A 13251-nucleotide genomic window follows, 5' to 3' on the forward strand; every position below is an offset into this window, starting at 1 on the left:
AGATTTTACCCGGCAGTGCACTGCCCATTAACGCTATGACAGAACAACAAAAATTGACCTTCCCGATGCTCCTGCAACACCTTGATTCCCTGATGCTGCGCGATAAGCAGCGCTTTGCCCGCCGTCTGCACGGGGTGAAGAAGGTTAAAAATCCTGATGCACAACAGGCCATTTACCAGGAGATGGCGAAAGAGATTGAGCAGGCGGCAGGGAAAGTTGTGCTGCGCGAAGCCGCACGTCCGGCGATTACCTACCCGGAAAACCTGCCCGTCAGCCAGAAAAAACAGGACATCCTTGAGGCCGTCCGCGACAACCAGGTGGTGATTGTCGCGGGGGAAACCGGTTCGGGTAAAACCACCCAGCTGCCGAAAATCTGTATGGAGCTGGGACGCGGCCTTAAAGGGCTGATTGGCCACACCCAGCCGCGTCGCCTGGCGGCGCGTACCGTGGCGAACCGTATTGCCGAAGAGTTGCAAACGGAGCCGGGCGGCTGCATTGGTTACAAGGTGCGATTCAGCGACCACGTTAGCGATAACACCATGGTCAAGCTGATGACCGACGGTATTCTGCTGGCGGAAATCCAGCAGGATCGTCTGCTGATGCAGTACGACACCATCATCATTGATGAGGCGCACGAGCGCAGCCTGAATATCGACTTCCTGCTCGGCTACCTGAAAGAGCTGCTGCCGCGCCGACCGGACCTGAAAATCATCATCACCTCCGCGACCATCGATCCGGAACGCTTCTCAAAGCATTTTAACAACGCGCCGATTATTGAAGTCTCCGGCCGTACCTATCCGGTGGAAGTGCGCTATCGCCCGATTGTGGAAGAGGCGGACGACACCGAGCGCGACCAGCTGCAGGCCATTTTTGATGCTGTTGACGAGCTGGGCAACGAAAGCGCGGGCGACATTCTGATCTTTATGAGCGGCGAACGCGAAATCCGTGATACCGCCGATGCGCTCAGCAAGCGCGACCTGCGCCACACGGAGATCCTGCCGCTTTACGCACGCCTGTCAAACAGCGAGCAGAACCGCGTGTTCCAGCCGCACGGCGGACGACGTATCGTTCTGGCGACCAACGTGGCGGAAACCTCGCTGACCGTGCCGGGCATCAAATACGTGATTGACCCGGGCACGGCGCGCATCAGCCGCTACAGCTACCGTACCAAGGTCCAGCGTCTGCCGATTGAGCCGGTCTCTCAGGCATCCGCCAACCAGCGTAAAGGCCGCTGTGGCCGCGTGTCGGAAGGGATCTGTATTCGTCTTTATTCGGAAGACGATTTCCTGTCGCGCCCGGAATTTACCGACCCGGAAATTCTGCGTACCAACCTGGCGTCCGTTATCCTGCAGATGACCGCGCTGGGGCTGGGCGACATCGCGGCGTTCCCGTTTGTGGAGGCGCCGGACAAGCGTAACATTCAGGACGGCGTCCGCCTGCTGGAAGAACTGGGGGCAATTACCACCGACGAGCAGGCGACGGTCTACAAGCTGACGCCGCTGGGCCGCCAGCTAAGTCAGCTGCCGGTCGATCCGCGTCTGGCCCGCATGGTGCTGGAAGCGCAGAAGCACGGCTGCGTGCGCGAGGCGATGATCATCACCTCGGCGCTCTCCATTCAGGACCCGCGCGAGCGCCCGATGGACAAGCAGCAGGCGTCTGACGAGAAGCACCGTCGCTTCCACGACAAAGAGTCCGATTTCCTCGCTTTCGTGAACATGTGGAACTATCTTGGCGAGCAGCAGAAAGCGCTCTCCTCGAACCAGTTCCGCCGCCAGTGCCGCGTCGATTTCCTCAACTACCTGCGCGTGCGCGAATGGCAGGATATCTATACCCAGCTGCGCCAGGTGGTGAAAGAGCTGGGCATTCCTGTTAACAGCGAGCCCGCGGAGTACCGCGAGATTCATATCGCGCTGCTGACCGGCCTGCTGTCTCATATCGGGATGAAAGATGCGGACAAGCAGGAATTTACCGGCGCGCGAAACGCGCGCTTCTCCATCTTCCCGGGTTCCGGCCTGTTCAAAAAGCCGCCGAAGTGGACCATGGTTGCTGAGCTGGTGGAAACCAGCCGCCTGTGGGGACGCATTGCCGCGCGTATCGATCCGGAATGGGTGGAGCCGGTGGCTCAGCACCTGCTGAAACGTTCGTACAGCGAACCGCACTGGGAGCGCGCGCAGGGCGCGGTAATGGCGACCGAGAAAGTGACCGTCTACGGCCTGCCAGTGGTCGCTGCGCGTAAGGTCAACTACAGCCAGATTGACCCTGCGCTCAGCCGCGAGCTGTTTATCCGCCACGCGCTGGTGGAGGGGGACTGGCAGACGCGTCATGCGTTCTTCCGTGAAAACCTGAAGCTGCGCGCCGAAGTGGAGGAGCTTGAGCACAAGTCTCGCCGTCGCGATATTCTGGTGGACGATGAGGCGCTGTTTGAGTTTTACGACCAGCGCATCAGTCACGATGTTATCTCTGCCCGCCATTTCGACAACTGGTGGAAAAAGGCCAGCAAAGAGACGCCGGACTTGCTCAACTTCGAAAAGAGCATGCTGATTAAAGAGGGGGCGGAGTCGGTCAGCAAGCTCGACTACCCGAACTTCTGGCATCAGGGCAACCTCAAGCTGCGGCTGACCTATCAGTTTGAACCGGGTGCCGATGCGGACGGCGTGACCGTTCATATTCCGCTGCCGCTATTAAACCAGGTTGATGAGGGTGGTTTTGAGTGGCAAATTCCTGGCCTGCGTCGCGAGCTGGTGATTTCGCTGATCAAATCCCTGCCCAAGCCGGTGCGCCGTAACTTTGTGCCCGCGCCGAACTATGCGGAAGCCTTTTTAGGCCGCGTCACGCCGCTGGAGCTGCCGCTGCTGGACGCGCTGGAGCGTGAGTTCCGCCGCATGACCGGCACTACCATTGACCGCGACGACTGGAACTGGGATCAGGTGCCCGATCACCTGAAAATCAGCTTCCGCGTGGTGGATGATAAAAACAAAAAGCTGCTGGAAGGCCGTTCGCTAACCGAGCTGAAGGATGCCTTGAAAGGCAAAGTTCAGGAGACGCTTTCTGCGGTGGCGGACGACGGCATTGAGCAGAGCGGGCTGCACATCTGGAGCTTTGGTCAGCTTCCGGAAAGCTACGAACAGAAGCGCGGTAACTACAAGGTCAAAGCCTGGCCTGCGCTGGTGGACGAGCGCGACAGCGTGGCGATCAAGCTCTTTGATAACCCGCTGGAACAGCAGCAGATGATGTGGCGCGGGCTGCGTCGCCTGCTGCTGCTGAACATCCCGTCGCCGATTAAATATCTGCACGAGAAGCTGCCGAACAAGGCCAAGCTGGGGCTCTACTTTAATCCGTACGGCAAGGTGCTGGATCTGATTGATGACTGTATCTCCTGCGGCGTGGACAAGCTGATCCACGAGGCGGGCGGTCCGGTCTGGACGGAAGAAGCCTTTGCTCAGCTTCATGAAAAGGTGCGCGCCGAACTGAACGACACCGTGGTAGAGATTGCCAAACAGGTCGAGCAGATCCTCACCGCCGTGTTCAATATCAACAAACGCCTGAAAGGGCGCGTGGATATGACCATGGCGCTGGGGCTGTCGGACGTGAAGGCGCAGATGGCAGGGCTGGTCTATCGCGGCTTTGTCACCGGCAACGGCTTTAAGCGTCTGGGCGATACCCTGCGCTATCTGCAGGCGATTGAAAAACGTCTGGAGAAGATGGCCATCGACCCACACCGCGACCGCGTTCAGATGCTGAAGGTAGAAAGCGTGCAGCAGTCATGGCAGCAGTGGCTGAACAAGCTGCCGCCCGCGCGCCGCGATGATGAAGATGTGCAGGAGATCCGCTGGATGATCGAGGAGCTGCGCGTCAGCTTCTTTGCCCAGCAGCTCGGTACGCCGTATCCGATTTCCGATAAGCGTATTCTGCAGGCGATGGAGCAGATTTCCGGTTAAAACCCTTGCCCGGTGGCGCTGCGCTTACCGGGCCTACGGGTGCGAAATGTAGGCCGGGTAAGGCGAAGCCGCCACCCGGCTTTTTTTCACCCGTTCACCATCGCCAGCGTAAACCCATCCCACCCCTTAATCCCCACCGTTTGCAGCGCGGTGGCGGTTAAGCGCGGGTTATCTCCAGTCATCTCGATAAAACGCCGCACGCCCATCACGCGCGCGTCGTCGCTTTGCCCGTTAATTACCTCGCCGCCGCGGACCACGTTATCACCGATAATCACCGTACCGGGACGGGAGTAGTGCAGGGCCCATTCCAGATAGCCGGGATTGTTTGGCTTATCGGCATCAATAAAGATCAGGTCGAACGGCGGAACGTCACCGAAATTCTCCAGCGAGCTCAGGGCCGGGCCTTCAATTAATTCAATGCGTTCGTTTAGCCCCGCCAGGTGAATATTCTGGCGCGCAACGCTGGCATGCGTGGGATCGGCCTCAAGCGTAATTAGCTTACCGTCCGGCGGCAGGGCGCGCGCCATCCAGATTGAGCTGTAGGCGCCCAGCGTCCCAATCTCAAGAATGCGTCTTGCCTGCGTCATACGCACGAACAGCGCCAGCAGTTGCCCCTGATTGGCCGCGACATCGTGTTCAGGCAGCCCGGCGCGTTTGTTGTTTTCCAGAACCTGATTCAGTACGTCATCGTCAGGAATAAGGGAAGAAATCATGTAATTATCGACTGCAGACCACTGTTGTTGCATAGAGTGACTCCTGAGGGTAATCGCCGGGTGGCGCTACGCTTACCCGGCCAACATATTCTCCCGTAGGCCCGGTAAGCGTAGCGCCACCGGGCAGGTCTTCAGGCACTGACCCAACCGCCCCCCAGCGCTTTATACAAATCAATCTGCGCCAGCAGCAGGTTATTTTTCACCTGTACCACGCTGGTCTGCACCGAGAACAGTGTTCGCTGCGCGTCCAGCACGTCCAGATAAGAGGAGTAGCCGTTGCGATAGCGATTCTGCGCAATGCGCAGCGTCTCCTGCGCCACATTCTGCTGAGCAAGCAGTTCCGTCAGCTGTTCCTGATAGCGCGTAATAGCATCAAGGCTGTCATTCACCTCAGCAAACGCGTTACGCACGGTTTTTTCGTAGCTGTACAGCGCCTGATTACGCTGGGACTGGGAAATATCCACCTGTGCATTCAGCGCCTGACGGTTCAGCAGCGGCGCAAGAATACTGCCGCCAACGCTCCACAGCTGGAGCGGATTATCCAGTAAGCCTGACAGGGTGCGATCCTGTACCGATCCGGTTGCCGTGAGGTTGATCGACGGCAGCAGGCTGGCGCGGGACGCGGCAAGCGTCGCGTCTGCCGCCACCAGCTGACGTTCAGCCTGGACGATGTCCGGGCGGCGGTTTAACAGCGTGGAAGGCAGTTGTGACGGCAGCTTCAGCGGCGTCAGTAAGTCGAAATTTTCACTGCGGGCCACATCGCCTGGATTGCTTCCGAGCAGCAGGCTTAGCGCGTTTTCCTGTTGCGTAATTTGATGCTGCAACAGTGGAACCTGCGCCCGTGTAGAACGCAGTTCTGAGTCGGATTGCATCAGTTCCAGACGTGAGCTGTAGCCCGTCTCAAACTGGCGTTTAGCGAGATTGAACGCCTCTTCGCGCGACTTTAGAGTGGACTCGGTGACGCGCAGCTGTTCATCCAGCGAGAGCAGGGTGACATACCCGGCGGCCACCGACGACGCAACGGTTAAATCCGCGGCGACGGCAGCGGCTTTTTGCGCCTCCAGCGACGCCTCGGCAGCATTGGCGGTGCTGCGGTTGACGCCCCAGATATCAACATCGTAGCTGGCGGTCAGGCTGCCTTTATACAAGGTGCTGTAAACGGGCAACCCCGTAGCGGCGGATTGCGAGCGGGCGCGTGTGCCCGTTACGCCCGCATCCAGGGACGGGAACAGGCTGCCGTCCGCAGCATAAACTCGCGCCTGATACTCATTAATCCGCTCGCGGGCAATCAGTACGTCGCTGTTGTTTTTAAGCGCCTGCTCTACGTAGCGGTTCAGGTTGCTGTCGTGAAAATTCCGCCACCAGAGCTGCTCGGTCGGGCTGTTCGGCCCCGACGCGGCGCGCCACTGGGCGGGGATTTGCAGTGACGATGTTGCAGGTTCAACGTCAACCGACTGGCATCCGGCCAGCATCGCCGCCACGACCAGGCTGGCTAATGGGCGAAGGGTCATTGCTTCGCCTCCCGCGTATCAATCGTCACCTGCACCGACATGCCGGGGCGCAGCAGTTTGTACTCTTCCGGTTTCCCAAGCACTTCAATACGCACCGGAATACGCTGCGCGATTTTAACAAAGTTGCCCGTGGCGTTATCCGGCGTGATGGCGCTGAACTCCACGCCCGTCGCCGGTGAGATACTCTCCACGCGGCCCTGATACGCTTTGTCGTTCAGGGCATCGACGGTGAATTTTACCGGCTGACCGACGCGTAGCTCCGCCAGCTGCGTCTCTTTGATATTGGCGATCACCCAGTGCTGCGGCGGAACCAGCGTGGTGAGGTGCGTCCCGGCGGTCACATAGGCACCCAGACGAACGGCAATCTGGCCAAGCTGACCGTCGCGCGGGGCGATAATGCGGGTGTTTTGCAGGTCAATCTGCGCCAGCTCCAGCGCCGCTTTGGCGTTTTCAACATCCGCCTCCAGCGCGCCGCGATTGACAATCACCGTCTGCAGATCCTGACGCGACATCTCAAGCGTGGCTTTGGCCTGATCGATATCCGCGCTGCCCTGAGCCGCGCTGGCGAGCGCCGCGTCACGCTCGCGAATAGAAAGGGAACCGTCAGCCGTCAGATCCTTCACGCGCTTTAAATCTGCCTGCGTTTTCAGGCTCTGGGCGCGCGCATTTTTCAGCGCCGCGTCGTTTTTGGCGATCGTCGCTTCGGCGCTTTTACGCTGCTGCAGGTTATTATTGAGTGCGGCAATTTTCATCGCCAGCTGCGCCTCGGCCTGATGGACGCGCTGTCGATAGATACGATCGTCGATCTGAAACAGCACCTCGCCTTTTTTAACCTGCACAAAGTCCTGAACGTTCACCTCGGTGATATAGCCATTCACCTGGGGGCTGATAAACGTCGTCTGGCCGCGCACGTAGGCGTTGTCGGTAAACTGTGCGTGGCGGGTGAACGGCGGCAGCTGCCACGCATAGAGGATCACCAGTACGCCGACAATACCGATGGCAGCGGCGGTGAATACGGAAACAATGCGCACATTTTTGCGGGTGTTGGCCTGCTCTTTGGCGGCATCCTGCTGACTCATAAACTCTCCAGAAATAGTTCAATTATTTGTTGCCGGTGGCATTCTTCAGCGCCATACGGGCAGTGATGCGCAGGCGCAACAGGCGCCATAAAATCCAGACCAGCGTGGCGGCGGCAATGCTCGCCGTCAGCAGATAAGTATCGTTGTAAGCCAGAATGTTTGCTTCCAGGGTGGTGACGGTTTGCAGTTGCGTTATCGCCTGAGTACCCAAAAGCGAGCTGTCGCCGATCAGGCTCTGGTACATCTGGGTGTAAGCCTGAATGCGTTCATTCACCAGCGGGTTCAGCGTGGTGAGCTGATCGGCCAGCAGGCTGGAGTGGTACTTCTCGCGCCAGGTCTGAAAGGTGCCGAGGATAGCGGAGCCCAGCAGGCCGCCAATGTTCTGGCTCATGCCAAACATCACCGAGAAGCTGACCAGATTGCGCGGGTCGGCGATCACCCCACCGATGGCCGCCAGCATCGCGGGCGCCAGGAAGAAGGCGCTGCCGAAGCCGAGCAGGAACTGACTTAACATCAGCTGATCCGGACGCGTCAGGTTGTTGGACTGGCTGTCCAGCAGTGAGGCGATAATCATCAGCGCCAGCGAGGTGATGATTGGCCACGCCAGTTTCGTGGGCTTGATGGTGAGACAGCTGGTGACGATCCCGCAGACGATCCCGGCGAAAATGGACCATGCCAGGTGGGTCATCTGCTCATTCTGTAACCCCACGTACTGCAGCCAGCCGATGACGCCGGTGTTTTGCTCCGCCAGCACGATGCGGATCAGCAGCATGATCAACCCTAAACGGACGATGCTGCCGCTCGAGAGCCAGCGGGTGTTCAGCAGCGGGTTGGCGCGGTTATGTTCGAACACAATGGCGGAAACAATCAGCACCAGCGATAGCGCCAGCGACCAGCCAATCCAGGGGGCTTCAAACCACCAGTCCAGACGGCCCAGGGACAGAACTGCGCACAGCAGCGCCACGCCGGGCGCCAGCAAAAAGAAGGTGATGAAATCTTTCTTCTCGAACACTTTTCGCCTGTCACCCGGCGGCAGCTTCAGCGCCATCACGCAGGCGAGCGAGATCAAGGCCAGACCCAGTTCGAAGAAGTAAAGCCCGCGCCATTCGTCAAGCTGCAACAGTTCGGTAGAAAACAGGCGCGCCAGCGGGATTGCCAGTGACGAGCCGGTGATGCCAATCGTCAGCGCTTTCAGGCGATGCTTCGCGGGCCACGCCTGGATCTGGTAGTAAATACCCAGTGAGCTGAGTGCGGCAGCGACCATGCCGTGCGCGGCGCGTACCATCAGCGCGGTGCTGAGATCGTTCACGAACAGGTGGAAAAAGGTCACCAGCACATACAGCACCAGAAAACCTTCCGTAAAGGCACGCAGGCCGTACTGCTGACGGAATTTTACCAGCAACAGGTTGATGGAAACGTTGGTCATTACATACACGGCGGGCAGCCAGGCGATTTCGGTTGACCACGCCCCGAAAGTGCCCTGAAGGTTTTGCAGATTGGCGGTGACGACCGCGTTACCCAGCGCACCCGTCAGACAGACCAGCAGGCCGACAACGCCGTAAGCAATCCGCTTGGGCGTAGGGTGTTCCGGGGTGGAGGGGGAACCCAGCAGGGCGGGCTTCTCATGTGGCTGCCACTCGCGAGGAGCATAAGGATCGCGTTCGGGCAGGCGCATAACGTTGTTTACCTTAGAAAAAATGTAATGATTAGAGGGCTAATGATTCTACGTCTGACGCAAATCATAATTCAAGTGAATATGATTATCGCATGTTAATCAAATGTTGAGGGGACGCTTGAACAAAAAGAGCGGCCCGGGAGGGCCGCTGGACATTCAGATGTGGTCAGGTTGCGCCTGGACGGCGGGGGTTGGTTTGACCCGGCTGGCGCAGAAAATGGCGATCATCGAAATAACGACCGTTACCGCCAGATACCAGGCTACCGGCACCCAGTCGCCGTCATATTTCGCCAGCAGACCGGTGGCGATCAGCGGGGCGGTTCCGCCTGCCAGCGCGGCACCTAGCTGATACCCGAGGGTGATGCCAGTGTAGCGCACGTTGGCACTGAAAATTTCAGAGCAGAGGGTGCCGAGCACTGCCGTTACCGGCGCCCAGAGCACGCCAAACGCGATGACGGTGGCGAGGACAATGCCCCAGGTCGTGCCGGTATTGAGTAGCATAAACCACGGGACGATAAACAAGCCGAGCATGAAGACGCTGATCGCGTACATGCGCTGACGGCCTATTTTATCGGAGAGCAGCCCCATCAACGGGATCATAATGGTGGCAACCAGCGCGCCCAGCGTCACGGCTTCCAGCGCCTGAGATTTTTGATACGTCAGCGTGGTGGTGGCATAGCTCACCACAAACGTCGAGAAGATATAGAACGGCGCGGTTTCTACCACCTTCAGACCGGCGGCAATTAACACTTCACGCCAGTGGTGTTTCAGGGTATCGCGCAGGGGCGCTTTCGCTACCTGGCCCGATTGTTTTACTTTCTGGAAATCAGGCGTCTCGTCGATGTCCTTACGGATCCACAGCCCGATCAAGACCAGAATTGAGCTGAGCAGGAAAGGGATGCGCCATCCCCAGGAGAGGAAATCTTCCTCACTGAACAGCGTCATCAGCGAGACGATAAAGGTCGCCATCAGCATGCCGATGGTGACGCCCGCCTGCGGAATACTGCCGAAAAAGCCTTTGCGTTTTTCAGGCGCGTATTCGTAGGCCAGCAGCAGCGCGCCGCCCCATTCACCTCCAATGCCCATGCCCTGAATGATGCGCATCAGGATCAGCAGGGCGGGAGCCCACATGCCAATCATGTCATAGGTGGGGAGCAGGCCGATCGTGACGGTTGCACCTCCCATTAATGACAGCGTCAGCACCAGCGTTTTTTTGCGCCCGATACGATCCCCGATGTGGGCGAAGAGAACACCGCCAATAGGGCGGATAAAAAAAGTCAGCGAGAACGAGAGATAAGAGAGGATTAGCCCAATAACCGGGTCAACCATCGGGAAGAAAATTTTGTTAAACACCAGCGCGGCGGCAGTGCCATAGAGAAAATAGTCAAACCATTCAATGGAACTGCCGGTGAGGCTGGCAATCAACACCTTCTTGTTTTTTCGTAAAACCGCTGTCGTACTTTCATGTTGTGTCATGACCCGAAGCTCCGCCACGTAGAGGGTGAAAGCGGTGTCACCTGGCGCGCTTCAGGTGCAACCCGCAGGAATGAAAAAGGTTGTAAAATTGTTAAGCAACTTAGGGTTGGATGTTGTGTTTGGCAAGTGAAGGGCGTGCGTGACTGGTCAGATCACGGTGAATTAAGCAGCGGCTGGTGCTTTTGACGGGGGTTTGACTGGCATGAAGTTTTGTAAGTCGGATAATCAAAAGCATAACATGCAGGTGCAACCCAATTGTTTTTGGATGTTTCTGGTTATTTCAAAAAAATGACAGAAATGCCGAATAACGGGCGTTTTGGCTTTCGGAGAGATCCCCTGTTCAGCCGCGACGCATGCAGTACTCTGAACCAAAACGCTGTAAGGAGGTAACGATGACACTGGCACTTTTTCCTTGTCTGCCTGGATCCACCCTGAATGCCGTCAACACCGTCGGGGCGTGGCTTGCGCAGGACGATCGACGCACCCCGCCTGTTGATATCCTCATTCTGGCGGGGAATGCGGTCATTCCTGCGATTGATGCAGCCTGTAGAATTGCGGCCGAACAGGACGTCCCGCTGCTGATCAGTGGCGGTATCGGGCACTCAACCACCTTCCTTTATGCCGCCGTGGCGAAACATCCGCGTTATAACACCCTTCCCACCACCGGACGGGCCGAGGCGGCAATCCTCGCCGATATCGCACGTGAGTTCTGGAACATTCCGGCAGATAAAATCCTGATAGACGATCAGTCAACGAACTGTGGCGAGAACGCCCGGTTTAGCTGGCACATGATGAAGCAAAAGGGCCTGAACGCCGGGCGCGTCCTCGTGGTACAGGACCCGACCATGCAGCGCCGCACGATGGCCACCTTTGCTCGCGTTTGCCGGGACGAAGCCGTTTCACCGGAATGGATAAGCCATCCCGGCGTGACGCCGGTGCTGCAAAACAGTGAAGACGGCTTAGCATTTAGCGGCGGTGGCGAAGGGCTCTGGCCGGTGGAACGCTATTTGTCGCTGGTGCTGGGGGAACTGCCGCGCCTGCGGGACGACATTAACGGCTACGGCCCGGCGGGGCGTGACTTTATTGCGCACGTGGACATTCCTGATGAGGTGGAGAACGCGTGGGCCATTCTGCGTAATGACGCCATCCTCACCGACGCGCTGGTCAGCCGTTCTCTGCTGTAGCCATCTGCCCGTTTGCGCCAGGTTTTACGCAAACGGGCATTTAATGTTGCCAGTTTGTGATTGCAGAGATTGGCTGACCCGTTTCTTTTTTGAGATATCTCACAAAAACAGCCTAATAGGATAGGAAATCGTCCCTGGAATTATAGTTTTTAACAATGCATTTACTTGTCAAAAACAGTGTAATTACAGGAGCAGGTCATGACAGTACCCGTACAACATCCTATGTATATTGATGGACAGTTTGTTGCCTGGCAGGGTGATGCCTGGATTGATGTGATCAACCCGGCGACAGAGGAGGTCATTTCCCGTATTCCCGATGGTCGTGCTGAAGATGCGCGCAAGGCCATCGACGCCGCTGAGCGTGCCCAGCCTGACTGGGAAGCCTTACCCGCCATCGAACGCGCCAGCTGGCTGCGCAAAATCTCTGCCGGGATCCGCGAACGCGTCAGTGAAATCAGCGCGCTGATTGTCGCCGAGGGCGGCAAAATCCAGCAGCTGGCAGAAGTTGAAGTGAACTTTACCGCAGACTACATCGACTATATGGCCGAATGGGCGCGCCGCTACGAAGGCGAAATTGTCCAGAGCGACCGTCCGGGGGAGAATATCCTGGTCTTTAAACGCGCCCTGGGCGTGACCACCGGGATCTTGCCGTGGAACTTCCCGTTCTTCCTGATTGCCCGCAAGCTGGCTCCGGCACTGATTACCGGCAATACCATCGTGATCAAACCCAGTGAGTTCACGCCGAATAACGCCATCGCGTTCGCCAAAATTGTCGATGAGATCGGTCTGCCGAAAGGCGTCTTCAACCTGGTTCTGGGGCGCGGGGAAACCGTGGGCCAGGAGCTGGCGGGCAACCCGAAGGTGGCGATGGTCAGCATGACCGGCAGCGTGGGGGCGGGTGAGAAGATCATGGCGGCGGCGGCGAAAAACATCACCAAAGTGGCGCTTGAGCTGGGCGGCAAAGCGCCAGCCATTGTGATGGACGATGCGGATCTGGAGCTGGCTGTGAAAGCCATTGTGGACTCCCGCGTCATTAACACCGGGCAGGTTTGCAACTGCGCCGAGCGCGTCTATGTACAAAAAGGCATTTACGACCGTTTCGTCAACCGTCTGGGCGAGGCGATGAAAGCGGTGCAGTTTGGCAACCCGGCTGAACGTGCTGATATTGCAATGGGACCATTGATCAACGCTGCCGCCCTTGAGCGCGTGCAGCAGAAGGTGGCGCGTGCGGTACAGGAAGGGGCGCGAGTCGCGCTCGGCGGCAACGCCGTTGAGGGAAAAGGGTACTACTATCCGCCAACGCTGCTGCTGGATGTACGTCAGGAGATGGCCATCATGCATGAAGAGACCTTTGGTCCGGTGTTGCCGGTCGTGGTCTTCGACACGCTGGAAGAGGCGCTAAAGATGGCTAACGACAGCGACTACGGTTTGACCTCGTCTATTTATACCCGGGATCTGAACGTGGCGATGAAAGCGATTAAGGGGCTGAAATTCGGCGAAACCTATATCAACCGCGAGAACTTCGAAGCCATGCAGGGCTTCCACGCGGGCTGGCGCAAGTCAGGGATTGGCGGGGCGGACGGTAAACATGGTCTGAATGAATATCTGCAGACGCAGGTTGTCTATTTGCAGTCTTAAGATGAACATCCCCTCTCCGGTGAGAGGGGATTTTAGG

The 13251-nt window shown here is 57.9% G+C and carries 8 protein-coding genes; 3 read left to right on the plus strand and 5 right to left on the minus strand.

The features are described from left to right. Positions 1-35: 35 nt before the first annotated feature. Positions 36-3938 (plus strand): ATP-dependent RNA helicase HrpA, encoded by a 3903-nt coding sequence (hrpA, locus tag N2K86_RS10520; RefSeq protein ID WP_260661458.1) that lies wholly within the window; start codon positions 36-38, stop codon positions 3936-3938. Positions 3939-4024: 86 nt separating this feature from the next. On the opposite strand, the gene N2K86_RS10525 is transcribed toward hrpA, so the two are convergent. From N2K86_RS10525 to N2K86_RS10545, 5 genes are all read right to left on the minus strand, one after another. Beyond that, positions 4025-4684, minus strand: coding sequence for an O-methyltransferase (locus N2K86_RS10525; protein WP_260661459.1), 660 nt, complete (start codon positions 4682-4684; stop codon positions 4025-4027). A gap of 98 nt (positions 4685-4782) precedes the next feature. Beyond that, positions 4783-6162 carry an efflux transporter outer membrane subunit gene (locus tag N2K86_RS10530; RefSeq protein WP_260661460.1) on the minus strand — a complete coding sequence of 460 codons (1380 nt, stop codon included), beginning with the start codon at positions 6160-6162 and terminating at the stop codon, positions 4783-4785. Continuing rightward, positions 6159-7241, minus strand: coding sequence for an HlyD family secretion protein (locus tag N2K86_RS10535; protein ID WP_108417011.1), 1083 nt, complete (start codon positions 7239-7241; stop codon positions 6159-6161). The genes N2K86_RS10530 and N2K86_RS10535 overlap by 4 nt, the downstream gene beginning before the upstream one ends. Before the next feature lie 22 nt (positions 7242-7263). Further along, entirely contained in the window at positions 7264-8916 is a 1653-nt protein-coding gene (locus N2K86_RS10540; protein WP_260661461.1) for an MFS transporter, read from the minus strand. Positions 8917-9072: 156 nt separating this feature from the next. Continuing rightward, positions 9073-10392: an MFS transporter gene (locus N2K86_RS10545; protein ID WP_260661462.1), complete on the minus strand. Its 1320-nt coding sequence runs from the start codon at positions 10390-10392 to the stop codon at positions 9073-9075. A gap of 392 nt (positions 10393-10784) precedes the next feature. Here N2K86_RS10545 and N2K86_RS10550 point away from each other — a divergent pair, with 392 nt between their 5' ends. Beyond that, positions 10785-11576, plus strand: coding sequence for a YdcF family protein (locus tag N2K86_RS10550; protein WP_260661463.1), 792 nt, complete (start codon positions 10785-10787; stop codon positions 11574-11576). Positions 11577-11774: 198 nt separating this feature from the next. Beyond that, positions 11775-13214 carry an aldehyde dehydrogenase gene (gene aldA, locus N2K86_RS10555; protein ID WP_260661464.1) on the plus strand — a complete coding sequence of 480 codons (1440 nt, stop codon included), beginning with the start codon at positions 11775-11777 and terminating at the stop codon, positions 13212-13214. Positions 13215-13251: the final 37 nt, after the last annotated feature.

This window comes from Enterobacter mori (genome assembly GCF_025244905.1).
In the GTDB taxonomy this organism is placed as follows: Bacteria; Pseudomonadota; Gammaproteobacteria; order Enterobacterales; family Enterobacteriaceae; genus Enterobacter; species Enterobacter mori_A.

Bases quoted from the DNA above. Each gene is read 5' to 3' on its own strand.
- hrpA (WP_260661458.1), top strand. From the start codon at position 36: ATGACAGAACAACAAAAATTGACCTTCCCGATGCTCCTGCAACACCTT.
- N2K86_RS10525 (WP_260661459.1), bottom strand. From the start codon at position 4,684: ATGCAACAACAGTGGTCTGCAGTCGATAATTACATGATTTCTTCCCTT.
- N2K86_RS10530 (WP_260661460.1), bottom strand. From the start codon at position 6,162: ATGACCCTTCGCCCATTAGCCAGCCTGGTCGTGGCGGCGATGCTGGCC.
- N2K86_RS10535 (WP_108417011.1), bottom strand. From the start codon at position 7,241: ATGAGTCAGCAGGATGCCGCCAAAGAGCAGGCCAACACCCGCAAAAAT.
- N2K86_RS10540 (WP_260661461.1), bottom strand. From the start codon at position 8,916: ATGCGCCTGCCCGAACGCGATCCTTATGCTCCTCGCGAGTGGCAGCCA.
- N2K86_RS10545 (WP_260661462.1), bottom strand. From the start codon at position 10,392: ATGACACAACATGAAAGTACGACAGCGGTTTTACGAAAAAACAAGAAG.
- N2K86_RS10550 (WP_260661463.1), top strand. From the start codon at position 10,785: ATGACACTGGCACTTTTTCCTTGTCTGCCTGGATCCACCCTGAATGCC.
- aldA (WP_260661464.1), top strand. From the start codon at position 11,775: ATGACAGTACCCGTACAACATCCTATGTATATTGATGGACAGTTTGTT.